The organism is Streptomyces sp. bgisy027 (genome assembly GCF_057710365.1).
On sequence record NZ_JBYIVZ010000009.1, the window covers coordinates 89,710 to 112,967 of the forward strand.

Genomic DNA, 23,258 nt, shown 5'->3' on the forward strand with positions numbered 1-23,258 from the left:
CGGTTCCGCTCCCTGGGGCTCTACTTCGCGGGCAGGTTCGCCGCGAACTCCTCGTACGGCACGGCGTGGTGCGTGGCTGCGTCCCGCACCTGGCAGTACCGGTTGACCTCCACCGGCTCCGTGATCAGCTCCACGCTGGTCAGCTCATCCGCCCCGGTGAAGTTGAGCCGGGCCACCAGCCGGGAGTCGAACAGCCAGAAGTCCTCTTCAGGGAGCTGGAGCCGGTCGGCGTCGGCACGCCAGAGCTGCCGGATGTCCTCGCCGACGGAGCTGTTGCGCCGGGCGTTGTCGAGCAGGTAGAGCTGCCCCGGGGTCGGCGGGTTGTCCACGATGCGTACGCGCTCGAACCGCTTGCCGAGCGCTGTCTGTTCGCGCCGTTCAGCGCACCACTCCGCGTCCCGGCCCTCCCAGTCGACCGGCTCACCCCGGAGGAACTGCGCGTAGGTGTCGGTGACCTCGTCGGAGGCGTACCGGCGCCGGGTCTCCAGCCGCCAGGCGGTGTGCTTGAACTGGGTGAACAACCGGTCGAACTCATCCAGGCCGATGATGTCCGGCACGCGGGTGACCTCCTTGGGGGCAAAGTCAACGAGCAGTTCGCGAGGGACGACGATGGGCACCTCGCCCTCGCCAAGGTGCCGCAGGCGGGCGATGTCGTCCGGGTCGGTGAGGGCTGGTCCGTGGATGATCACCTCGCCCGAGTCGACGTCCTCATGGACGGCGGGGCAGCCGTTCACGCCGCTGCCCGTGCCATTGAAGCGGATGTTGCGCGCCATGATCCGTTCCTTTCACCGGGGTCTTCTTGATCAGCCTCGCGCCGGGGCGGCCGTCCCCGCTATGGCCTCCCTACCACTCCGGGAGAATTCCTGGGCATAGGCCCTGACTATCCGCGAATAACTGAGCATAGACGCTCGCCGCATCAACTCTCCCTCCAGAACGCTCAGTTCATGGTCACAGCACAGGAATCGGGCACCACCGCCCTGGAGGCGGTTGAGGTACTGCGGGAAGCACTGACGGCGGCGGGAATTGTCCTGCCGTCCCTGGGGGCGGATGCGGCATCACCCTCCCTGAACCTGATCACCCTGGGCCGGGTACGCGCTGATGTTGCGCTCCGGCTCGCCGACGTGATCCAGCGGGGGTGCGCATGAACGCGTATACGCCCCAGGTCGGCGACCTCGTGTGGGACGAGGCAACGCACAGGGTCGGCCGGGTGGTCGACCGGGTCGGGTGCTGGCAGCTCAAGCCGCCGGAGGGCGGGCGAGAGTGGGACGCCCACGGCCCCCTGCGGCCTGCCACAGCAGCGGAGAGGCTGTCGGCGGGCGTGGCAATGGCAAACGCCCGGAGCCGGGGAGAGACGCCGTGAGCGCGCCCACGACGGCGGACGAGACCTTGAGCGCGGAGTGCACTTTGGCCCGGCGGCCGGACTACCGGGGGCTGCACAAGGAGTGCAGGCAGACGCGGGACATCCCGCTGCCCCACTCCAACGGCCTGCTCCTGGTGCGCCGTTGCACGTGCACCTGCCACCCCTGGGGCGGTGCGCGGTGACGGCGGCCGTACGCGTGTGCCGGGCGTGCGATGAGGTCATCGAGGACGAGGCGGACGGGGTGATCGTGGCTCACGAGCTGGGCAACTCGGGCCCCGGGTGGGACGTGTGGGCTCACCGGGAGCACGCCGACGACGTGGAGCTGATCGACCCGGTGATGTTGCGGATCATGACCCGCATCTGGGCTGCACAGATGCAGTAGCCCCCAACAGCACGGAGCCCGGCCGGTGGTGCCGCCCGGCCGGGCGTCGCCGTGTTGCGGGTGCGGGGCATGCAGCCTCTGATCCACTTTGTCTAGATCGACTGGTCAAGTTTTGTTACCCCGAGCAAGCCTCTGAACAGGCAAAACGCGTCGTGGAGCCTTACAAAACCCTCGGTTTGCGTTTCCCGCTCCTGGCGGGTCTACTGCACCTCGGCACACCGGGACCGAGAGCCCCGAACGGGACTATGCGCAACATCACTTGAGGGATCCGGCAGGCGGAGCAACGCCCAAAGAGCACCCCACCAACACGCCAGGAACACCCCTGGCACACGTCACCACATTTGCAGTCGGCCGAATCGCGCTCCGATCACCCCCGCCTAGACTGCCCATCACATGCAAAGGAGCCCGGCCACCGCCCAGTTGGCCTTGGAACCGAGGGCGGGAAACGGGCTCCCTGCGCGTGCCCCTACCAACGCAAAATCGGAAGGAGACTCATGCACCATAACCAGTCGCGGCCTGACCTGCACAGGCAGACCCGGGCCCGTCGCGCAGCCGAGTGGGTGAAGCACTACCGGCGCGCCCTCGCACTGCGGGCTCTGTACGGTGCGGCGTACGGCGCGAGCACCACGGGCGTCAGCCTGCTCTTGGTCTGGCTCCAGTCCCGATTCTGACCGGAGCCCACGAGCCGGGCCCGCCACCAGAAGGTGGCGGGCCCGCCGTGTCAGAATCGGTCATCGACTGGGGTGCGTGCTCACGCTGCCCCCGTCCAATCGATGCGCACAGAGGCAGGGTCAAGTCCGCCCGGCGCGACACCCAGAGGGCGGCCACGCCGACCGGGCATCAGGGTGACCACGGCGAGCGTCTTAAGGGACTTCCGCCGCCGCTCCAGCGGGTACGTCTCGCGCCACCATGCCAAGGCATGCTCGGGGTCAGCCTTGTGACGCTTCACCAGCTCGGGCAGGTCGATGTCATCGAGCGGTCCGGGCACGCTGGCGGCAGCGGTCATCGCAACCGCATCCGTGATCTCCTGCTCCACGGCGGCGATGCGTTCCTTGAGCTTGCGGGACGCAGTCCGGTACTCGACGGGGTCCGAGTCGTCATCCTCGGCAAACGCCTCCGCAAGTGCCTCCAGGCGTGCCGTCAGAGCTGCGTGACGGGCGTTCAGCTCCGCCATGGACGGTCCGTCCGGAGCGGGCGCGGCAGGCGGCCAGAACGGATCCCTGACGGTCTCCCAGACGATCTGCGCGAGGATGGTGCGCTCCACGTGGTCATCGACCGGTTCGGCAGTCCGAATCAGGTGCGCGCTCGCAGTGCACCGGTACTGCTGGCGCTGCCCGGCCCTCGCCCCGCCGGGACGTACCACGGCACCGCATCCGGGACGACCGCACACGTACAGACCGGATCCCAGGTACTTGGGCGCCCGGCCGTCGCCGGAAGCACCAGAGCGGCGGGCCGGGTCCTGGAGCACGTTGCGCAGGGCAAGCCACACGTCGTACTCCACGATCGCTTCCCACTGCGCCGGTCCAACGTCCTCGCCCTTGTGGCCGACGCGCCCGGCGATCCGGGGCGACAGGAGCATGCCCCGCAGCGCCTGGATCGACCACTCCTGACCACGCGGGCTCTTGATGCCCCGGGCGTTCCAGTCCCGGCAGATGCCCGACAAGGTGTTGCCCGTCTCGGGGTCGGCCGCGTACGCGAGCACGGCTTGTGCGGCCTCACGGATCAGGGCAGCTTCCCTGGGGTCCACCTTGGGGGTCTCGGGTGCCTGGTCCTTGGAGACCTTCGGCTTGACGGCGCGGAACCCGAAGGTTCGCGGGCCGCCGTGGTTGACCCCGGCCCGCCGGTTGGCTGCGTGCTTGTCCTTCATCCGCTCGACCGCGTGCTCGACTTCGTGCGTGGACACGGACGCGAGGATACGGGCCACCATGCGGCCGGAGGGGGAGGCCAGGTCTAGTTCGCCCTGCTTGACCGGGCGGATCAGGACGTGCGTCCGCTCCACGATGTCGATGAGCGGCTCAAGGTCACGTGCCTGCCGGTAAAGCCTGTCCCGTGTGCCAGACAAGAACGGCGTCCGCCTCGCGGGCGGCCAGCATGTCGAGCAGCGCGGCGTAGCCGGGGCGGCGGGCACGCTGGCCGCGTTTGCCGATGGCGGTGCGATCGTCGTCGGTCTTCACCGCGATGACGACCCAGCCCAGTTCAGCGGCGAGTTTGCGGCAGGCGTCCTCCTGCCGGGTGACCCCGTCGGCCTTGCCAGAGGGGTCGTGCGAGATGCGGGTGTAGATGACCGCCCTGAGCGGCTCTGTCCAGTTCGTGGCCATGCCTCAAAAATACGCCCTAAACCTATAGTTGGACCTGTCTACCCTGGACACGGATCTGCAGGCCACCGGCACTCCGGGGCAGGGCCGGCGTCAGGAGGGCGAGGCGGGCTGACCCGCCCCGCCCCCAACGGCTGACCGGGCCGCCCCCAGCGACCGACCGACTGCCTCCAGCGACCGACCGGCTCCCACAGCGGCCCTCCAGCCACCGACCCGCCGCCCCCAACGGCCCTCCAGTCACCGACCCGCCGCCCACAGCGGTACTCCCGTGGCCGACCGGGCCGCCCCCAGCGACCGACCGGCTACCTCCAGCGACCGACCGGCGCCCGCAGTGGCTGACCGGGCTCGGCGCCGTGGTGGCCGTCGTGCCGGGGGCTGCCGGTCGGCTACCCCGCCTCCCGCTCCGTCAGCACCTCGTCCCGGTCCGCCAGTCTGCGCAGCATCTCAAGGACCCGGTCCCGGGACTCGTCCGCCGCGTCGATGGCCTCCATGCACTGCCAGTACGTCGCCTCGTCGTCCGCGGCGCTGGCCAGGCCGACCAGGGCGATGCCGGCCTCGCCCAGCAGGCTCCCCAGGTTCAGCAGTGCCTGCCGCGCGTCGCCCAGCTCCGTGAGCTGGGCCGCGCGTAAGGCGCCGTCCGCGAGTTCGGGTGTGTCCAGGACCCCGCAGCCGCGTCCCGCCAGCTCCGTCAACCCCAGTGCCTCACCGCGCAGTTCGGGTGGACCGAAGACCGCGAACCGGCTGCCTATCGCCTGAGCCAGGGCCTGCGCCTGCCACACCTCGGTCATGATTTCCGGCGCGCCCCCGCTTCCCGCCAGCGCACGCCTGCTCGTCACGATGAGCCGCACCGCGTCCATCCGCAGTCCCCGTCTGTCTGGACGCGCTGCCCACGCGTCCGCCTGAACTCCCTTGTTCACTACCCAGCGTGAAGGGCGCTGAGACGAAAAGCCAGAGGAAGACGGAAATCTGCGGACAACTTTTCGGTTGCGGTCAGCTGAACGGATACGGAGAGTTAAACCGGACGGCGACCTTCCCCACGCGCCCGCGCCGCTTCACTACGGCGCGGGAAACCTCCGCTCGTTCCGGTCGATCTTCGCGTCCAGCGCAGCCAGCACATCGATCCCGAGCACCTCACAGAGCTGCAGCAGATACGCCAGCACATCCGCGACCTCGTCCGTCACGCGCGCGGCGGAGGCCGCGTCGTCCATGACCCGGGCCGACTCCTCCGGCGTCAACCACTGGAAGATCTCCACGAGTTCGGACGCCTCGACGCTGAGCGCCGCGACGAGGTTCTTCGGCGTGTGGTACGGCTGCCAGTTGCGCGCGGCGGCGAACTCGGCCAGCCTGCGCTGGAGCCTGGCCACGTCAAGGGGTTCGGTCACGGCTCCAGGTGTACCACCGACACGCCGGCCGTCCCGGACACCCCCGACGCGTCGCTCACGGCCCCGAGCAGCCGGATGTGCCCCCGCTCGCACATCCGCGCCGCGAGCCCGGTCAACTCCCGCAGCTGCGCGGGGTCCAGCCCCCGGTCGAGCCCGTCCGCCAGCACGGTCAGCGTCTGCATCGCCTCGGGCACCTCCCCCGCGGGGTCGACCTCCAGCACGCCGGGCCCCGTCAGCAGGACCAACGAGAGCGCGAGATGGCGCAGCTCGCCGTCGCCCAGTCGGCCGAGCTGCGTCCGTACTCCGTCGCCCCGGTCGAGCACGCCCCGTACCGTCCCGTCCGCGAGCACCTCGGCGAGCACGTCCGCCACGGGTCCCGCGCAGCCCGCCCGCGCCGCGGCCACGAGCAGCGCATGCCGCTGTCCGCACTCGGCCCGCGTCCGCCACAGGACGTCGGCGAGGTTGTCGCACCCGCCGAGCAGCCGCCCGGACCCGGCCGGTACCGCGGCCCGCATCCGTTCGGGCCGCGGGTCGCACGCGAAGACCGACCGCAGCGCCACCACCATCTGCTCCGCGGCGGCGAGCACCCGGCGCTGCCCGTCCGTCTTGCCGGCCACCCGCAGCGGCAACAGCGCGGTGCCGAGCCGGTCGTCGGGCAGCGGCGCCCGTGTCACCGGCGACTGGCCGGCCGTGTGCCAGGCCGCCTGCACGAAGGGACGGCTCGGATCGCGCAGGGCCGTCTCCAGCAGGACGAGGCCGCCCGCGCTGAGCCGCTCCCCCACGATCCGCAGTTCGGGCTCGGCCTGGACGGCCACGTCGAGCCGCACCGGTCCCTCGGGGCCGTCGGCCGTGCACCCGATGCGGAACCCGCGCCGCCGCTGGGCGTCGGGCCGGGCCCGCTCCGGGACGTACGCGACCGTGTCCGGGAACGCCTCCCCGACCCCGGCGCCGCCGCCGAGCCGCGCCAGCGCCTCGTACGCCCGCAGGGCACTCGTCTTGCCGCTGCCGCTGGGCCCGGTGAGGAGCGTGAGCGGTCCGAGGGGGAACGCGGCCCGCCGGTGCCGGGCGAACGCGGACAGCCGCAGCTCGGTCAGCCGGGGCCGACCGGGATGCGCCGCGCCGCGCGCCGTATCGGAATCACCCGCCCGGGGCTCCGCAAGCGGATCGTCCGCACCGGGTTCCAGCAGGAGATCGCCCGCACGAGCCCCCTGAAGCGGATCGCCCGCATGACCTTCAGAACGCGGATCGCCCGCGAGGTCTTCAGGCGGATCGCCCGCACGGTCTTCAGGCGGATCGCCCGCGCAGCGTACGGGCGGTTCACCCGCCCTGCGTCCCTGACGCGGCAAGGAGACGGCATCGGCACCAGACACAAACGACACGCCCATGTCCGGACCGTAGGCCCACCGGCGGCGGGCGAACCGTTCCACCCGGGAGCCCTTCCTACGATCGGGCGACCGTACGGCCGGGCCGTCAGGTACCGGGAACCCCGGCGCCCTCCATCAGTCCGCTCACCTCGGTGCCGGGCGGGGTCAGCAGGAACACGTTCCGGTCGACCCGGTGCATCCCGCTGGCCAGGCCGAAGACGACGCCGGTGCTGAAGTCGAGGACGCGCTTGGCGACCTCGTTCTCCGCCCCGGTGAGGTCCAGCAGCACCGGGATCCCCGCCATCAGCGTCTCGGCGACCTCGCGGGCGTCGCCGAACACGTTGACCCGCAGCACGACGAAGCGGCGACGGGGCTCCGTCTCCGCCTCCGGCACCGCACGATGGTTCACCGCCGACGGCCACGCGTCGCGGCCGCGCAGCGGCACGACCTGGGCGAGCCCCTCCCACTGTTCATCGGTGACGTCGTGGCTGTTCACCGGCTCCCCCCGCCTTGACTCGCCCTCAATGCCTGCACCAGCCAATTCTTACGCCAAGTCACCCGTTCGGCCCAACAGCGACACGGTGCGCGACCGCCTCACACGCCCCACATCGCGCCACCGCAAGCCCCTCACATCGCACGACGGGCGGCTGTGTGGCCGACGTAACTCCTCATGATCGAGGGATGTGACATCGACGTAACGGGCAATTCGTACGCTCCAGGCAGTACCCCGGCAGCCGGAGAAAGGAAATGCGTGACCTCGACCACCTCCACGTCCCAGGTCCGCACGGTCTGCGCGTACTGCGGGGTCGGCTGCGGAATCCTGCTGGACGTCGGGATGGGGCCCGACGGGCGGCGTACGGTCCTGAAGGCGTCCGGTGACAAGGCGCACCCGGCGAACGCGGGCCGGCTGTGCACGAAGGGCGCGACGACGGCCGAGATGCTGGCCGCGCCCGGCCGGCTGACGACGGCGCTGGTCAGGGGCGAGCGGGGCGAGGAGCCCGGGCCCGCCCCGATGGCGGACGCCGTGGCCCGCACCGCCGGCCGGCTGCGCGCGATCATCGACGAGCACGGGCCGGACGCGCTCGCCTTCTACGTCTCGGGGCAGATGAGCCTGGAGGCCCAGTACCTGGCGAACAAGCTGGCCAAGGGGTTCGTGGGGACGAACCAGATCGAGTCGAACTCGCGGCTGTGCATGGCGAGCGCGGGGGCGGGTTACAAGCTGTCACTGGGTGCGGACGGGCCGCCCGGGTCGTACGAGGACTTCGACCGGGCGGACGTCTTCCTCGTGATCGGCTCGAACATGGCCGACTGCCACCCGATCCTCTTCCTGCGGATGATGGAGCGGGTCAAGGCGGGCGCCAAGCTCGTCGTGGTCGATCCGCGGCGCACCGCCACCGCCGCCAAGGCCGACCTCTTCCTCCAGATCGAGCCGGGCACCGACCTCGCGCTGCTCAACGGGCTGCTGCGGCTGCTCGTCGACAACGGACACACCGACCCCGCCTTCATCGCCGAGCACACCGAGGGCTGGGAGGCGATGCCCGGCTTCCTCGCCGACTACGCGCCCGCCGCCGTCGCGGAGATCACCGGTCTCGCCGAGGACGACATCCGCGAGGCCGCCCGGCTGATCGGCGGGGCCGGCGAGTGGATGAGCTGCTGGACGATGGGCCTGAACCAGTCCACGCACGGCACCTGGAACACGAACGCCCTGGTCAACCTGCATCTGGCGACCGGTGCCATCTGCCGGCCCGGCTCCGGGCCGTTCTCGCTGACCGGGCAGCCGAACGCCATGGGCGGGCGGGAGATGGGCTACATGGGGCCGGGGCTGCCGGGGCAGCGGTCGGTGCTGGTCGAGGCGGAGCGGACCTTCGTCGAGGAGCTGTGGGAGCTGCCGCCGGGGACGCTGCGCGCCGACGGGGTGGGCCGGGGCACCGTCGAGATGTTCCGGAAGATGGCCGACGGCGGGATCAAGGCCTGCTGGATCATCTGCACCAACCCGGTCGCCTCGGTCGCGAACCGCCGTACGGTCATCGAGGGGCTGGAGGCCGCCGAGTTCGTCGTCACACAGGACGTGTTCGGAGAGACCGAGACCAACGCGTACGCCGATGTCGTGCTGCCCGGCGCGATGTGGACCGAGGGCGAGGGCGTCTTCGTCAACAGCGAGCGCGGTCTGACGCTGACCCGGCCGGTGGCCGATCCGCCGGGCGAGGCGATGGCCGACTGGCGGATCATCGCGGCCGTGGCGTGCGCGATGGGGTACGAGAAGGGGTTCTCGTACGACAGCGCCGAGGACGTCTTCGAGGAGATACGGCGGGCCTGGAACCCGGTGACGGGCTGGGATCTGCGCGGGGTGACCTACGAGCGGCTGCGGGCCACACCCGTGCAGTGGCCGGCGGCCGAGGTGGACGGTCCGGCGCGCAATCCGATCCGGTACGTCGACGAGGACGGCGGGCTGCGCTTCCCGACGGCGAGCGGGCGGGCGGCCTTCCATGCGCGTCCGCACCTGCCGGCCGCCGAGATGCCGGACGACGACTATCCCTTCCTGCTGAACACCGGGCGGGTGCAGCACCAGTGGCACACGCTGACGAAGACCGGGAAGGTCGCCAAGCTCAACAAGCTGAACCCGGGGCCGTTCGTGGAGGTGCATCCGCGCGACGCGCGGCAGCTGGGGATCGCCGACGGGGACCGGGTGGAGGTCGCCTCGCGGCGGGGGCGGGCGGTGCTGCCGGCCGTGGTGACCGAGCGGGTGCGGCCGGGGGGCGCTTTCGCGCCGTTCCACTGGAACGACCTGTTCGGTGAGTATCTGAGCGTCAACGCGGTGACCAGCGACGCGGTGGATCCGATCTCCTTCCAGCCGGAGTTCAAGGTGTGCGCCGTGTCCCTGACGAGGGTCGCGGCTCCCCTGCCGGAGGCGCCGGTGCGGGCGCTGACGCCGACGGCCGTCACGCCGGGCCCGGCCGGTCCCTTCGGGCTGGAACCCGCGGCGCCGCCCGTGCTGACCGCTCAGGAACGCCTGTATCTGACCGGCTTCCTCGCCGGCATCGAGACCGGCGCGCCCGGCATCCCTGTCCTGCCGCCGGGCGCGCCGTTCAGCCCCGAGCACGCGACGTGGGTCAACGGCGTCCTCGCCGGTATGTACTCACGGTCGGCGAGCGCCCCCGCCGCGCCGGAGGGGCCCGGCCGCGAGGTCGTGGTGCTGTGGGCGTCGCAGACCGGCAACGCCGAGGAGTTCGCCGCCGCGACGGCCGAGCGGCTCGGCTCGGCGGGGCACCGGGCCACGCTGGTCGGCATGGACGAGGCCGATGTCGGCACCCTCGCCCGCACCGCCGATCTGCTCTTCATCACCAGCACGTTCGGCGACGGCGACGCGCCGGACAACGGCTCCGGCCTCTGGGACACGCTGGCCGACGAAGGCGCTCCCCGGCTGGACGGGACGCGGTACGCGGTGCTCGCCCTCGGCGACTCCTCGTACGACGACTTCTGCGGGCACGGCCGCCGCCTCGACGCGCGGCTCGACGAGCTGGGCGGGGTGCGGCTGGCCCCGCGCATCGACTGCGAGCCGGACTACGAACCGTCCGCGGGGGCCTGGCTCGACGAGGTCCTCACGGCGCTGGGCGGCGCCGAGGCCCCCGCTGCCGAACGCCCCGGGTCCGGACCCGGGACCGGGCTCAGGTCCGGGCCAGGGCCGGCTCCCGCCACCGCCCGGCTGGTCGGCAACCGGCTGCTGAGCCGGCCCGGCGCGGGCAAGGAGGTGCGCCGGTTCACCTTCGACACGAGCGGGACGCCGCTGACGTACGAGGCGGGCGACGCACTCGGCATACGGCCCGTCAACTCGCCCGCGCTGGCGGCGGAGTGGCTGGCGGTCACCGGCGCCGACGGCTCGGCGGTCGTGGAACTCGACGGCGTCGGCGCGACGTCGTTCGCCGATGCCCTGCACCGGCATCTCGACATCACGCGGATCACCCCGGACCTGCTGCGCTTCGTCGCCGAACGCGTGCGCGACGACCGGGAGTTGCGCAGGCTGCTGCGGCCCGACAACAAGGACGGCCTGGCGCAGTGGAGCTGGGGGCGGCAGGCCGTGGACGTGATCGCCGAGCATCCGGTGCGGGCGGGTGCCGGGGAGTGGGCCGGGGTGCTGAAGAAGCTCCAGCCGCGTCTGTACTCGATATCGTCCAGCCCGCTCGTCGACCCGCACAGCGTCTCGCTGACGGTCTCCGTGGTGCGGTACGAGAACCTGCACGGCCGGCCGCGCGGCGGGGTCTGCTCGCCGTTCCTCGCGGACGCCGGGGCGGACACCGAGGTGCCGGTGTTCGTGCAGCGCTCCCCGCACTTCAGGCCGCCCGCGGACGCCTCGACGCCGATGGTGATGGTCGGTCCGGGCACCGGGGTCGCGCCGTTCGTCGGCTTCCTCCAGGAGCGGCGCGCGCTCGGGCACCGGGGACCCAACTGGCTGTTCTTCGGCGAGCAGCACCGGGCCAGCGACTTCTACTACGAGGAGGAGCTGACCGCGCTGCTCGGCGAGGGCACCCTCGACCGTCTCGACACGGCGTTCTCCCGCGACCAGCGCAACAAGGTGTACGTCCAGGACCGGATGCGCGAGCACGGCCCCGAGCTGTGGCGGTGGCTGCAGGACGGCGCCCACTTCTACGTCTGCGGCGACGCCTCGCGCATGGCCAAGGACGTGGACCGGGCGCTGCGGGACATCGCGGTGGCGCACGGCGGGCTGGCGGAGGCCGAGGCGTCGGCGTGCGTGAAGCAGCTGGCGGCGGCGAAGCGGTACGTGCGGGACGTCTACTGACAGTGAAGATGTGCATGGCGGTTCCGCTGATGAGCCTGACTCGCCCACTGACTGACGTCATCGACGGTCCTGTCTGGGGTTCGTCGGTTCATCGGCGGGACCGCCACGCACGCGGAGCCGGTACTGGGCGGTCGTACGGGGCCCGGCGGTGCTGCCCGCCCGTGTGACGGCGCGCTATGAGCTGCGGCCGGCCGTGGGGAGGTTCACCCTGCCCCGGCCGGGTGTGCGGGTGCGGCTGCGGGCCTTCACGGCCGTACCGCAGACGCTGCCGGGCGCCGACGTCAGGCTGCGGTCGTCCGGGTGAAGCGGAGCGTGCCGGTGACCGTGGTGAGGCCGCGCATCATGCCGAGCTGGTTCCAGCCCATGCCGAACTGCTCGCGGTCCACGGTGAACTCGGCCTCCAGGGTGAGCGACTTGTCGTCCGCGCCGACGAGGCGGGCGGTGACGGACTTGGGACGGCTGACGCCGCGCACGGTGAGCTGACCGACGACGTGCACCTCCGCACCGTCGCGCAGTTCGGCGCTGCGGACCGCGAAGGTGATCTCGGGGTGGTTGGCGGTGTCGAAGAAGTCGGCGGAGCGCAGGTGCTCGTCGCGCTTGGCGCTGCGGGTGTCCAGGGAGGCGGCGTCGAGGGTGATCGTGCCGACGGCGGAGCCGTCGGACCGCACCTCGCCGTTGCCGGCGACGGCGGCGAAGGCGCCCTTCACGGTGACCAGGCCCCACATGGTCCTGTGTCGCAGGCCGACGGTGGAGGCGGTGCTGTCGAGCTGCCAGGTTCCGGTTTCGACGGCGACGGTCATGATCTTTCACTCCTGAGCATCGGGGGCATCGCAGGGGCTGCCGGGGATGTGTAATCCAAATTTGGACGACACCACGCTAACCGATACTCCAAATTTGAACAACGGATACACTCGAATTCATGGCCGACCACTCCGACTGCCCCTCCGCCTCCGCCTCCGCCGACAGCCTGCTGCCCGTCGAGCTGCACGCCTGGATGCTGATGCTGGCCGCGACCGGAGCCGTCGAGCAGGAGCTGCGCGGCGTGGTCAAGGACCGGCTGGACGTCTCCCACGACGAGTTCCTGGTGCTGTGCCTGCTCGCCGCGGACCCCGGCCAGGCCCTGCGCATGACGCGGATCGCCGAGCTCCTGGGCCGTCCCAAGACCCGCCTCACCTACCAGATCGCCTGCCTCCAGCACGCCGGACTGGTCACCCGGAAGTCGGTCTGCGGCGACAAGCGCGGCGTCGAGGTCGCGCTCACCGAGAAGGCCCGAGGCCTCCTCAAGGAGACCTCCGCGGTCCTCGCCGAGACGGTCAAGGAGGCGCTGACCCGGTTCATGGGCCCCACCCAGCGCCAGGCGATGTGCGCGCTGATGCCCGACTTCGCCGGGCAGCCCGCGGCGGAGTAGTCCCCGGCGGCCGGGAGGCACGCAGACCGGCGGTACTCGTCCCGGCGAAGGGGAGCGGAGCCTGATCGGTGCCTTCCGGATCATCGTCCGCGACGGGGCCGCGGTGAAGGCGGCGGGCCTGGACGACAGCGGCCGACGCGTCGGCGGCGACGTCCCCGACACGGTGCCCACCATCGGGGAGCTGGACGCGATCGACGACGAAGCCCTCCATGTCATCAGCGACTTCGAGCCTGGGGACGGCCGGCCCGGGGCCGCGTGAGAGGTCGTACGCCGGAGGCCGTCGTCAGAGGCCGTCGTCAGAGGTCGTCGAGGTAGTCCCGCAGTGCCTGGGAGCGGGACGGGTGACGGAGCTTGCTCATCGTCCTGGTCTCGATCTGGCGTATGCGTTCACGGGTGACGCCGTAGACGTGGCCGATCTCCTCCAGGGTCCGGGGGCGGCCGTCGGTGAGTCCGTAGCGAAGGGCGATGATGCCGGCCTCGCGGGCGGTCATGCCGGTCAGGAGGTCGCGGATGGCGTCCTGGAGGAGGTGGTGGGTGACGGCCTCCCAGGGGGAGGGAAGGTCGGTGTCCTCGATGAGGTCGCCGAACTCGCCGTCGCCGTCGTCGCTCAGGGCGGCGTGCAGGGAGACCGGCTCCCTGGTGTACGCGTCGATCTCGACGAGCCGCTCCACCGGTATCCCGGCCTTCGCGGCGAGTTCCTCGGGGGTCGGCATGAGGCCCGTGTCCTGCATCAGCTCGCGGCGCGCGCGTGCCACCCGGTTGATGATCTCGACGGTGTGCACGGGAATCCGGATGGTGCGGCTCTGGTCGGCGAGGGCCCGGGTGACGGCCTGCTTGATCCACCAGGTCGCGTAGGTGGAGAACTTGAAGCCCTTGGCGTAGTCGAACTTCTCCACCGCCCGGATGAGACCGGCGTTGCCCTCCTGGACGAGGTCGAGGAAGTCCAGTCCGCGGCCGGTGTACCGCTTGGCCACGGAGACGACGAGGCGGAGGTTGGCCTCGGTGAGGTGCGCCTTGGCCCGCCGGCCGTCCTCCATGAGGAACGCCAGCTCCTCCGCGTGGTGCCCGGGCCGCCCCTCCGCCAGGAGCCGCTCGGCGTACAGACCGGCCTCGATGCGTCTGGCGAGGTCCACTTCCTGGTCCGCGGTGAGCAGCCGGACCCGGGCGATGAGGCGCAGATAGTCCTTCACCGGGTCGGTGCTGCCGCCCTGGCCTTCGAGCTGCGGCTGCGGGCCGTCGGTGTCGTCGTCGTACGGCGTCGGCGGCGCCGCCTGTGCGCCGTCCCGTTCCAGGACGCTCATGTGGCCTCCCTCCGCAGCCGGCAGGGGAATTGCGGAAACCGCGCCGAACGCCAAGTCCGGCCTGCCGAACCGGAAACGTCGATGAATGGGATCAGCGCGCCTCCGGGAAATTCCGCGGACCCGTCAGGGAGATTGTTCTGCCGGGCACCTTTGACGACGCTTCGACTGCTCACTCATTCGAGGCTACCACCGCGATTCCGCCGCAGATGGCCGTCCGGGAGCCGCTGTTCGCTGTGCTGGACCTCGCGCTCGACGGGCGTTTCGGGGGTGTGGGCAAGGAAACCGAGCGGGGGTGGATTTCGCCTCTCGTTACCCTTGTGATCTTCGGCCGAAACCCTGTTACAGCCTTTGCGAAGGGAATCAGGGAATAGTTTCCGGATGCGTTGTGTACGGACCCGGATCGGCCGGGAGAGGCGCTGGAGATCGCCGATGAACAACAGAGAGGCGGCCGGCGCCGTGCGCTGACCGCCTGTTCCCTCTGTGGCGACGTAGGACGCGGCTCAGAAGGCGGTGTTGCTGCAGCCCATCGTCGAGCCGAGGTGGGTGTTCTGGGCGGCCGGGTTGCCCTCACCGTTGAGGCCGTTGCCCAGCACACCGTTGAGGATGCCGACCACACCGAGGATGTCGATGTTCAGGTCGTGGGACTTGCACTGGGTGCTCTGCTGGACTTTGTAGTCGTTGCCCCCGCCGTCCAGGCCAGCGGCGTGGGCGGAACCGGCGGTCAGGACTCCGACGCTGCTGAGGGCGGCGACCAGGACGGCGGCCTTACGAAGCTTGTGCATGTCATCTCCGGTGAAGCGAGGTGGATGCGATACGTGAAGGATCGACTCCTTACCGGGGTTGGACATTAGTGATAAATGCCCCAAACAGTCCTTTGACGCGCCGGGATTCTCGATCTCCCCCCGTTCGCACCCTCCCGCACCCTCCCGCACCCTCCTCCCGATGGAAGGACGACAAATGCCCGGTTAACATCATTTTGTGGCGCCGCTGCGGGCGTACGGCATCGAGGAGGCTCGGACGGGCACGGAAGGCGCTCTGTTCGTCCCATGCGAGCGCCGGCCGGCCGACGGCCTCGGCGTGGCCCGCCATGGCCTGTCCGCGGGCAGGTGGGATGACGTGCTGACGGACATCGATCCGTCCCGGGTCCGGGTGTGCGGCTCGCCGGCCCCGACGACCCCGCCACCGGACGTGGACGGCACGCTCGCCGAGACGGCGCACGCCCTGGACGAACTGGACGCGGACGGCGTCCTGGTCCATCCGACCGCGCCGCCGGGCCCCTGCGCCGCCGGGCCCCCGCTCCCGGACGTGCCGCTGCCGCTGGTCGACTTCCCCTACGACGCGACACGACCCGCGCCGCGCCGCGCATGACCCTGCGGGGTGTGCCGCGCCGGTACCCCGGATGCGGAGGATCCTTCCGCACGCCGGCGGCTTCCTCCCGTACGCCGCCCAGCGCTTCGCCCTCGCCGCCCGGCTGCGCACGGACGCGACCGGCGACGGCGACGGCACGGCACCCGAGGACTTCCTTACGGACCTGCGGCGCTCCTCCATCGACACCGCCGTGTCGTCCGGCCCGGCGACCCTGCACGCCCCGCTCGCCTTCGCCGCGCCCGGTCACATCCTGTACGGCAGCAACCTTCGACCGCGGCAACGCCGAACTCCCGATTCCCCGGCGGGCGCTGACATCCGTGACGTGCACCTCTGTGGCCGTAAAGGGAGTTGGAGACCTGATCCGACGCACCGGCCGACCGTCGGCCGCTCGTTCCCGGCCCCGATGCCGGTACGTGCGGCGCCCGTCAGAAGGTGTCGCGCCAGTCGCGTGAGCCCGCCGTCGGCGTCGCCGTGCCCGCGGTGACGCGGCGGTAGGCGGCGCGGGCGTGGACGATCCTCGCCAGGATCGTGCCGACGAGGCTCGCGGTGAACAGGCAGGCGAGCCAGAACGTGTCGCGGGAGCCGGCCCAGGTGAGGGTGCCCGCGGGCGGGATCGCGAAGCCGTTGAGGAACAGCCAGCACAGCAGTGCCGTGCCCGGGGCGGCAGTGAAGCGGGCGCACAGTCCCAGCAGGGCGGCCAGCAGGGACAGCCCGGTCAGGGCGAGTCCGGGTCGGTCCTGGCCTATGAGCAGGTTGTGCACCGCCACCAGGAGCAGAGCGCCGCCGAAGGCCGTGGCCCACACCAACGGCGTGGCCACGGGGCGGGGCACGGGCCTTGCCTCGACGCTGAGGGACACCCACCGGATCATGCAGACAGTTCCTTTCGGTCCTCCCCGATGCCCCGGCGGCCAATCGCGCGGTCAGTCGGAACCCGGACGTGGATTGTCCCACCCGGCCCGGCCCCGCGGGCCGCCAGGCGCAGGATCTCCCGGGTGCCGTGGACGCTGGCGGCGCGCAGTGCCTCGTCGGGGTGCAGCCAGTGCACGGTGGCGCCCGTGTGGTGGACCGCGTCCACGGTCCGGGCGAAGCCGTCGAACCGCTCCTCGGTCAGCCCGAGCCGTTCGTCGGCCAGGTCGCCGGCGAGCACGCGCAGGCGGCTCTCTCGGCGGCGCAGGACCGGGAGGTCGAGGGGGGTGGCCATCCGGCCGGCGTGCCGGGCTCGACACGGCCGCCGATCCGGCCCGCGCCTCCAGCACCAGGACTCTCATGCCGCGGGCGCCGAGCTCCCGGGCGACGGTGCCGCCCGCGTGGCCGGCGCCGACGCCGATCGCGCCGTAGGGCCTGCCCTCGGCTGTGGCCAAGGGCGCCGTCGCGGTGACGGCGCCCGCGGTGAGCGCGGTGGCGCCCGCTGCTCTGAGGAGCGTTCTCCGGGTGACGCCTGCGGTGGCGCGAGGTGTCGTGCTGTCGCCGTTCTCGGTCATGGAACACACCTTTCGCAAGGAGCGGGAATCGCCGGACGGAGAGCGCACGGAATCAGCGGCCGGAATCGAGGACGAATACGATTCCCAGGGGCGATTCCCAGGCGCCGGCTTTCGGGCATGGGAAGGGGCCGGTTCCGACGGGGGATTCAGAACCGGCCCCTTCGTCAGGGGTGGAAGCGCATACCGGACTCGGTCACCTCTGCGGGCGGCGGTACGCCTTCACGACACTGGCGTAGCTGTTCTTGGCGTGGCCCTGGGCGATGATGCTCTCCATCAGCGCCTCGGAGTACTTGGGCAGTTCGGTGTCGACGCCGAGCGCCTCGCTCTCCTCGACGAGGTGCTTGAGCGCGCCCAGGTGCGTCTCCAGGGTGGCGTCGTCGGCCGGGAACTTCCCGTCGCCGGCGTCGATCTGCGCGGCGTAGTCGGCCGTGAACATCTTGATGGCGTCGAGCCACATGTGCGCCCAGGGAAGGAACTCCTGCGCCTTCACGTCGCCGGTCTCCACGATGGCGACGCCGTGCAGGAAGCTGTTGAGGGCGCCCCACATCAGGCCGAGCAGCGACACGTCGAACAGGGCGGGCCTGCCGTGGTCGGTGCCGAGGTAGGTGGTGCCGCCGCCGAGGAGCCTCAGCACGGGCTCGTGGGCGTCGAAGACGGCCCGGTCACCGGCGTAGAAGAGGACGGACGTCGCGGCGCCGATACCGGGCGGGGTGATCATGATGGCGCCGTCGAGGTACTCGGCGCCGTTCTTCTCGGCCCACTCGGCGGTCTGCCGGGCCTGCTCGGAGGAGCCCGTGGTCAGGTTGACGACGGTCTTGCCGCGCAGGGCGTCGCCCAGCGAGCCGATGACGTCGTGGACCACGTCGTACGTCGACACGCACACGACCACGAGGTCGCCGGCGGCGACGGCGTCGGCGGGGTTCGCTGCCAGGACCGCGCCGTCCGCGACGAGGCCGTCGGCCCTGTCCGCCGAACGGTTCCACACGGTGGTGGCGTGGCCCGCCTTCAGGAAGGCGGCGGCCAGGGCCTGCCCCATCAGGCCGAGGCCGAGCACCGACACCGACACCGAGGTGTGGTTGTCACCCATGAATCAGTTCCTCCGGTACGGAAGTGTTGTGCTGAACGGTCCGGCGCGCGGGGCGTGCCGGTGGGAAGAGGGGTTGCCCGGGACGTCGGCTCAGAGGAAGACGGTGCCGGGTTCCAGGCCGACCAGGACGCGGCCCTGGAGTTCGAGGTGGACGTCGCGCCGGATGACGGAGCCGCCGCCGGCGTTGTGGAGGATCTCCACCGCCTCCTTGGCGAGTTGGGCGGCGAAGCCGGTCTGGCCGCGCACCATCGCCTTCTCGTCGTCGGTGGACTGCTCGCCGGCGTCGGCACGCTCCTGGAGGAGGGTGAGCCTGCGGGTCGACAGCGCCTCGGCGGCGTCGATCTTGTTGCGGGCGGTGGCGATCTGGATCCGGGTGAGCGGGTGCCGTTTCTGGTCGGTCCAGTCGGTGTGGGTGATGCCGCGGCCCGGGAGGCGGTCGAGGAACAGCTCGTAGGCGCCGCGTGCGATGCCGATGAACACGGCGGCGCACTCGGCCATGACGGGGCTGAGCAGCCCGTAGTTGCGGCCGGTGGCACCGTGCCGTCGGGGTTGCGCACCATCGCGGCGGTGTGCCGCCGATGATGATCGCCAGCCGCAGTCGTTCATTCTCGGCCACCTGCCCCCGCCTTCCGCACCGAAGCCGAACCGCATTCCTCCGGGAAGGCTGGCATGTGCCGCTTCGGATTCGCTTCGGACGACTTCGGAATTGCTGCGTCGCCGCACTTCGGGCGGATGGCCGAGCCCTTTTCGTCACAAGTCGGGCCGCCCGGCGCCCGGTTACGCTGAGATCATGGAATTCGGGGTGCTGGGACCGCTGGAGGTGCGCACGGACGGGAGTCGTCCGGTGCGGGTGCCCGAAGTCAAGGTCCGCATGCTCCTCGCGGACCTCCTCGCCCACCAGGGGCAGGTCGTCCCGGCGGCCCGGCTCATCGAGGACCTGTGGGGCGGCTCCACGTTCACGGCCCGGCCCACCGCCTCGCTCCAGGCGAAGGTGTCCCAGCTGCGCCGAGCGCTTCAGGACGCGGAGCCGGGCGCCCGCGAACTCGTCGCGCACCGGCCGCCCGGATACGTCCTGGACATCCCCGCCGACGCGCTCGACGCCGGGCGGTTCCGTGCACTGGTCGGCCGGGCCCGCGCCGTCGAGGATCCGGTGAAGCGGGCCGCGCTGTACACCGAGGCGCTGACGTTGTGGCGTGGCCCGGCCTTCGCCGAGTTCGCGGATCAGCCGTGCGTACGGCCGAACGCGGCGAGCCTGGAGGAGGAGCGCCTCACCGCGGTCGAGGAACACGCCGGAGTGCGGCTGGAGCTGGGCGAGCACAGCCTGCTCGTCGGCGAGCTGACCGAGCTGGTCGGGCAGCACCCCTTACGTGAGGGGCTGCGGGGCGCTCTGATGTGGGCGCTGTACCAGGCGGGCCGCTCCTCGGACGCACTCGACCACTTCAACGACCTGCGGCGCCGGCTCGACGAGGAGCTGGGGCTCACGCCCGGCCCGTCGCTGGAGGCGCTGCAACAGGCCATCCTGCGACACGATCCGGTGCTGGCCCGGCCGGAGCCGGCCGCACCGCCCGCGGCGCTGACGCCGGTGGCAGCGGAACCGGTCGCTTCGGCCTCGCCCCTGGTGGGCCGCGACGAGGATGTCGGGGCCATCCGGACGCTGCTGTCCCGGCGCCGGCTGGTGACGCTCACCGGTCCGGGCGGGGTCGGCAAGACCCGTCTCGCGCGGGCCACGGCGCAGAGCATGGCGGGCGCGTTCGCCGACGGCACCTGGCTGGTGGAGCTCGCGGACACCGGGGGCCTGGAGCGGTTCGCCGGTGTGGAGTCGCTGGCCGGGCAGGTCATGGCGACGCTGGGCATCCGGGAGAGCATCCCGGGCGACGGCTGCAAGGGCCCCACCGACCGCCTCGCGAACGCGCTGGCGGGCCGGCGGCTGCTGCTCGTGCTGGACGACTGCGAGCACGTCGTGGACGCCGTCGCCCGGCTGACCGGTCTGCTGCTGAGCCGGGCGCCGTATCTGCACATCCTGACGACCAGCCAGGAGCCGCTGCGCACCCGGGACGAGACGGTGTACCCGGTGGCGCCGCTGTCCCTGCCCCCGGTCGGCGGGCCGGACCTCGACGCGCTGGCGGGTGCGGGCGCCGTACGGCTCTTCGTGGACCGGACCCTGGCGACGGACCCCGGCTTCGTGCTCGACGCCACCACCGCCCCGCTGGTTGCGGACGTGTGCCGGCGCCTCGACGGCATCCCGCTCGCGCTGGAGCTGGCCGCCACCCGGGTGCGTTCGCTGGGCATCCGGGAGCTGCACGACCGTCTCGACGACCGCTTCAGAGTGCTCAACAGCGGCTACCGCGACGCCCCTTCACGGCACCGGACGCTCCAGGCCACGCTCGACTGGAGCTGGGGTCTGCTCGACGTCCGGGAGCAGACCGTGCTGCGCAGGCTGTCGGTGTTCAGCGAGGGCTGCGGACTGCGGGCCGCCGAGGAGGTGTGCTCCGGCGGCGGTGTGTCCCCCGCGGACGTCCTGGACGCCTTGAGCGTGCTCGTAGAGCGCTCTCTGGCGGTCCGCACCGAGGGACCGCGGGGTCCGCGCTACCGGTTGCTGGAGTCGGTCGCGGTCTACGCGCGTGACAGGCTCGCCGAGTCCGGCGAGTACGAGGGGACCGCCGCCCGGCATCTGCGCCACTGCGTCCGTCTCGCCGAGCGCGCCCGGCCGCATCTGCACGAGCGGGAGCAGGCCCGGTGGTTCCAGTACCTCGACTCCGAGGCGGGCAATGTGCAGCGCGCGCTGGCCGAGGCGGCCCGGGCCGGGGCCGCGCAGGAGGCGTTGCGGCTGGTCAACTCGCTGACCTGGTACTGGTACGTCCGGGGCCGGCTCGGCGAGGCCGGCCGGGCGCTGGCGACGGCACTGGACACGCCGGGCGACGCCGCGCCCGAGGAGCGCGTGGAGGCCGTCTTCTGGTACGCGGGCATCCGACTGCTGCTCGGCGAGCACGACCGCGAGTGCGACCCGAGGGAGGAGTACCCGCTGGAGTCCAGTCCCGAGTCGACCAGGGCGCAGTGGTTCCTGGCGTATGCCCAGTGGACGGTGGGGGCGCTTGCCGCGGGCGAGCGGCGGGTCGAGCACGTCCTGGTCCGCTTCCGCACCCTGCGCGACGCGTGGGGAACGGCCGCCTCGCTGACCACGCGCGCCTGCTTCGCGCTGGCGCGCGGTGATCTGGAGGGGCTGCGCGGCAACGCCGCGGAGGCCCGCGCCCACTTCGCCGAACTGGGCGACCTGTGGGGCCGGTTGAAGACGGCCGACCTGCTCGGCCGGCTCGCCGAGATCAACGGCGACTACGACCGTGCGGCCCAGCTCCACAGGGAGGGTCTGCGGATCACGCAGGCCCTGGAGTTGTGGCCCGAGATGTCGACGAAGCTGTCGGGTCTCGGCAGGATCGCCCTGCTCACCGAGCGCTGCGACGAGGCCGACGACCTGCACACGCGCGCGCTGCGGATCGCGGCCGAGCAGGGCAACCAGCCCGCCGAGCAGTTCGCCGCGCTGGGTCTCGCGCTGAGCGCCCGGCGTCAGGGCCGGCTCGCCGCCGCCGAGGAGTGGCTGCGGCCCTGGCTCGCCTGGAACCGCCGGCGCGGCGACGGGCCGGGCCTCGCACTGGTCCTGGCCGAGCTGGGCTTCATCGCCGAGCAGCGCGGCGACGCCGACCGCGCCCTCGCCCACCACCGGGACGGTCTGAGGGCCGCCGCGACCACGAAGGACCCCCGCTCGGTCGCCCTGGCACTGGAAGGGCTGGCGGGCGCGTACGCCCTGGCCGGGTCCCCGCAGCGGGCGATCCGCCTGCTCGGCACGGCGACGGCGGCCAGGGAACGCGCGGGCGCTCCGCGCCCTCCTGCGGAGCGGGGCGACGTGGAGCGCATCGCCGGCCGTCTGCGCGACACGATCGACGAGGCAGGCTACGCCCGCGAGTTCGCCCTCGGCACCGGGACGGACCACGAGTCCCGGGTCTCGGAGGAACTGCCGGGACAGGGACCCTCGTGATCCGGTGCCGGCCACGGGTGCCCTGGCCCGGGTGGGGCTCGGCCTGACGGGTGACAGGCTGAGATTTCGGGTTGGGCGGCCCGTGGCGGGGGATGCGGGACGGCGTGATTTCGGGCCGGGCGGCCCGTGGCGGGGCGCTGCCGGCCTCCCTCCTGGGCGACCGGCTCGACGCCCGCCGGGAGCAGTTGAGGAGCACGCTGCCCATCGGCCGGGTGGTCGGTGCGCAGGACGTCGCCGCTCCGGCACTGCACCTCATGGCCGACGGCGCCCTCACCGGTGCCACCCACGACATCGACGGCGGCCGGCAGTTCGTCGCGCACCCAACGCCCCGGCGACCGGCCGTCGTCGGAGCCGAGGAGCCACAACTCATCGACACGACCCGTACTTTCGCGCCACTTCCCGCCACCGCCAAGCCCCCGCCGGTCCCCCTGAGGACTACCGGCTGGACCGCAGCGGCGAGCGTTCTGTGCCGTGACCGCCGGCGGCACACCGGCGGCCTTCCTCGTCACCGGCGCCGGTGTGGTCGTCGCCGCCCCGTCCTCGCTCGCCGGAGCGCTTCCGGCCGCGATCCGCCGCATCACCGGCCGTGAGGTCACCCACCTCGTCCACAGCCACGACCACGCCGATCACACGGCCGGCGCGTCGGCGTACGGCGGCGGTGTCCGCAACGCGCACACCGCCGCCGCGGAACGGATCAGAGCCGCCCAGGACCCGGGCCGACCGAGGCCCACCGTGACCTTCGACGACCGCTGCCGGCCTCTGAACCGGCGTCACGAACCGGCGCGGAACGGGGGTCGTCATCAGCCGGTGGACCCTGTCCCAAAGCTTGTCCACAAATCACACACATCCCCTCCTCAATTCTGGTCCCGATGGTCTAGATTGACCGTGCTTCAGCTGATCGGACACGAGGCGACCATCAATGATGTGTAGGTCCGTTGCCATGCAGAACCAGCAGTCTCGTCCTCCGCGCCACGCGTGGGGATGA

Annotated in this window: 25 protein-coding genes; 11 read left to right on the plus strand and 14 right to left on the minus strand. The window is 71.8% G+C overall.

Annotated elements, in window-relative coordinates; all coding sequences use genetic code 11:
- Positions 1-20: 20 nt before the first annotated feature.
- Complete coding sequence (locus tag AC3ETA_RS11925; RefSeq protein ID WP_432192815.1) at positions 21-773, minus strand: DUF6879 family protein; 753 nt, start codon at positions 771-773, stop codon at positions 21-23.
- A gap of 171 nt (positions 774-944) precedes the next feature.
- Here AC3ETA_RS11925 and AC3ETA_RS11930 point away from each other — a divergent pair, with 171 nt between their 5' ends.
- The 4 genes from AC3ETA_RS11930 to AC3ETA_RS11945 all read left to right on the plus strand — a co-directional run bounded on the left by AC3ETA_RS11930 (position 945) and on the right by AC3ETA_RS11945 (position 2,413).
- Positions 945-1,145 (plus strand): hypothetical protein, encoded by a 201-nt coding sequence (locus AC3ETA_RS11930; protein ID WP_432192816.1) that lies wholly within the window; start codon positions 945-947, stop codon positions 1,143-1,145.
- Between the two features lie 211 nt (positions 1,146-1,356).
- Positions 1,357-1,542 carry a hypothetical protein gene (locus tag AC3ETA_RS11935; RefSeq protein ID WP_432192817.1) on the plus strand — a complete coding sequence of 62 codons (186 nt, stop codon included), beginning with the start codon at positions 1,357-1,359 and terminating at the stop codon, positions 1,540-1,542.
- Complete coding sequence (locus AC3ETA_RS11940) at positions 1,509-1,742, plus strand: hypothetical protein (protein ID WP_432192818.1); 234 nt, start codon at positions 1,509-1,511, stop codon at positions 1,740-1,742. Before AC3ETA_RS11935 ends, AC3ETA_RS11940 begins: the two co-directional genes overlap by 34 nt.
- A 494-nt stretch (positions 1,743-2,236) precedes the next feature.
- Positions 2,237-2,413 (plus strand): hypothetical protein, encoded by a 177-nt coding sequence (locus AC3ETA_RS11945; RefSeq protein WP_432192819.1) that lies wholly within the window; start codon positions 2,237-2,239, stop codon positions 2,411-2,413.
- A gap of 80 nt (positions 2,414-2,493) precedes the next feature.
- On the opposite strand, the gene AC3ETA_RS11950 is transcribed toward AC3ETA_RS11945, so the two are convergent.
- The 6 genes from AC3ETA_RS11950 to AC3ETA_RS11975 form a co-directional block, all read right to left on the minus strand.
- A complete protein-coding gene (locus tag AC3ETA_RS11950; protein ID WP_432192820.1) occupies positions 2,494-3,804 on the minus strand; it encodes a recombinase family protein in 1,311 nt (436 codons plus the stop codon).
- Positions 3,764-4,060, minus strand: coding sequence for a recombinase family protein (locus tag AC3ETA_RS11955; RefSeq protein ID WP_432192821.1), 297 nt, complete (start codon positions 4,058-4,060; stop codon positions 3,764-3,766). Before AC3ETA_RS11955 ends, AC3ETA_RS11950 begins: the two co-directional genes overlap by 41 nt.
- A 383-nt stretch (positions 4,061-4,443) precedes the next feature.
- Positions 4,444-4,914 carry a DUF6099 family protein gene (locus tag AC3ETA_RS11960; protein ID WP_432192822.1) on the minus strand — a complete coding sequence of 157 codons (471 nt, stop codon included), beginning with the start codon at positions 4,912-4,914 and terminating at the stop codon, positions 4,444-4,446.
- A gap of 198 nt (positions 4,915-5,112) precedes the next feature.
- Positions 5,113-5,439 (minus strand): nucleotide pyrophosphohydrolase, encoded by a 327-nt coding sequence (locus AC3ETA_RS11965; RefSeq protein WP_432192823.1) that lies wholly within the window; start codon positions 5,437-5,439, stop codon positions 5,113-5,115.
- Positions 5,436-6,824: an AAA family ATPase gene (locus AC3ETA_RS11970; protein ID WP_432192824.1), complete on the minus strand. Its 1,389-nt coding sequence runs from the start codon at positions 6,822-6,824 to the stop codon at positions 5,436-5,438. Before AC3ETA_RS11970 ends, AC3ETA_RS11965 begins: the two co-directional genes overlap by 4 nt.
- Positions 6,825-6,909: 85 nt before the next feature.
- A complete protein-coding gene (locus AC3ETA_RS11975; RefSeq protein WP_432192825.1) occupies positions 6,910-7,299 on the minus strand; it encodes a cell division protein SepF in 390 nt (129 codons plus the stop codon).
- Between the two features lie 255 nt (positions 7,300-7,554).
- On the opposite strand from AC3ETA_RS11975, the gene AC3ETA_RS11980 reads away from it, so the two are divergent.
- Together AC3ETA_RS11980 and AC3ETA_RS11985 are read left to right on the plus strand one after the other, a co-directional pair.
- Positions 7,555-11,598 (plus strand): bifunctional nitrate reductase/sulfite reductase flavoprotein subunit alpha, encoded by a 4,044-nt coding sequence (locus AC3ETA_RS11980; RefSeq protein WP_432192826.1) that lies wholly within the window; start codon positions 7,555-7,557, stop codon positions 11,596-11,598.
- A gap of 148 nt (positions 11,599-11,746) precedes the next feature.
- On the plus strand, positions 11,747-11,902 hold the full coding sequence (locus AC3ETA_RS11985) for a hypothetical protein (RefSeq protein ID WP_432192827.1): 156 nt from the start codon (positions 11,747-11,749) through the stop codon (positions 11,900-11,902).
- Here the strand turns inward: AC3ETA_RS11985 and AC3ETA_RS11990 are convergent.
- Positions 11,880-12,398: a YceI family protein gene (locus AC3ETA_RS11990; protein WP_432192828.1), complete on the minus strand. Its 519-nt coding sequence runs from the start codon at positions 12,396-12,398 to the stop codon at positions 11,880-11,882. The genes AC3ETA_RS11985 and AC3ETA_RS11990 overlap by 23 nt on opposite strands.
- Before the next feature lie 119 nt (positions 12,399-12,517).
- Between AC3ETA_RS11990 and AC3ETA_RS11995 the strand changes: the two genes are divergently transcribed.
- Together AC3ETA_RS11995 and AC3ETA_RS12000 are read left to right on the plus strand one after the other, a co-directional pair.
- Entirely contained in the window at positions 12,518-13,006 is a 489-nt protein-coding gene (locus AC3ETA_RS11995; protein WP_432192829.1) for a MarR family winged helix-turn-helix transcriptional regulator, read from the plus strand.
- A gap of 103 nt (positions 13,007-13,109) precedes the next feature.
- Positions 13,110-13,265 (plus strand): hypothetical protein, encoded by a 156-nt coding sequence (locus AC3ETA_RS12000; RefSeq protein ID WP_432192830.1) that lies wholly within the window; start codon positions 13,110-13,112, stop codon positions 13,263-13,265.
- 37 nt (positions 13,266-13,302) lie between these two features.
- Here the strand turns inward: AC3ETA_RS12000 and AC3ETA_RS12005 are convergent, their stop codons facing one another.
- Positions 13,303-14,307: an RNA polymerase sigma factor gene (locus AC3ETA_RS12005; protein ID WP_432192831.1), complete on the minus strand. Its 1,005-nt coding sequence runs from the start codon at positions 14,305-14,307 to the stop codon at positions 13,303-13,305.
- Between the two features lie 500 nt (positions 14,308-14,807).
- A complete protein-coding gene (locus AC3ETA_RS12010) occupies positions 14,808-15,089 on the minus strand; it encodes a hypothetical protein (protein WP_432192832.1) in 282 nt (93 codons plus the stop codon).
- A gap of 196 nt (positions 15,090-15,285) precedes the next feature.
- Here AC3ETA_RS12010 and AC3ETA_RS12015 point away from each other — a divergent pair, with 196 nt between their 5' ends.
- Positions 15,286-15,675 (plus strand): hypothetical protein, encoded by a 390-nt coding sequence (locus AC3ETA_RS12015; protein WP_432192833.1) that lies wholly within the window; start codon positions 15,286-15,288, stop codon positions 15,673-15,675.
- A gap of 425 nt (positions 15,676-16,100) precedes the next feature.
- On the opposite strand, the gene AC3ETA_RS12020 is transcribed toward AC3ETA_RS12015, so the two are convergent.
- From AC3ETA_RS12020 to AC3ETA_RS12035, 4 genes are all read right to left on the minus strand, one after another.
- Positions 16,101-16,544, minus strand: a complete 444-nt coding sequence (locus tag AC3ETA_RS12020) for a hypothetical protein (RefSeq protein ID WP_432192834.1) — start codon at positions 16,542-16,544, stop codon at positions 16,101-16,103.
- On the minus strand, positions 16,541-16,876 hold the full coding sequence (locus AC3ETA_RS12025) for an SDR family oxidoreductase (RefSeq protein ID WP_432192835.1): 336 nt from the start codon (positions 16,874-16,876) through the stop codon (positions 16,541-16,543). Before AC3ETA_RS12025 ends, AC3ETA_RS12020 begins: the two co-directional genes overlap by 4 nt.
- A gap of 473 nt (positions 16,877-17,349) precedes the next feature.
- A complete protein-coding gene (locus tag AC3ETA_RS12030; RefSeq protein ID WP_432192836.1) occupies positions 17,350-18,243 on the minus strand; it encodes an NAD(P)-dependent oxidoreductase in 894 nt (297 codons plus the stop codon).
- 90 nt (positions 18,244-18,333) lie between these two features.
- The gene (locus AC3ETA_RS12035; protein WP_432192837.1) at positions 18,334-18,849 is read right to left on the minus strand and encodes an acyl-CoA dehydrogenase family protein; all 516 of its coding nucleotides are present in this window, start codon (positions 18,847-18,849) and stop codon (positions 18,334-18,336) included.
- Between the two features lie 184 nt (positions 18,850-19,033).
- Here AC3ETA_RS12035 and AC3ETA_RS12040 point away from each other — a divergent pair, with 184 nt between their 5' ends.
- Positions 19,034-22,273 (plus strand): AfsR/SARP family transcriptional regulator, encoded by a 3,240-nt coding sequence (locus AC3ETA_RS12040; protein WP_432192838.1) that lies wholly within the window; start codon positions 19,034-19,036, stop codon positions 22,271-22,273.
- Positions 22,274-22,377: 104 nt separating this feature from the next.
- On the plus strand, positions 22,378-22,863 hold the full coding sequence (locus AC3ETA_RS12045; protein WP_432192839.1) for an SDR family oxidoreductase: 486 nt from the start codon (positions 22,378-22,380) through the stop codon (positions 22,861-22,863).
- The last annotated feature ends 395 nt before the right edge of the window (positions 22,864-23,258 follow it).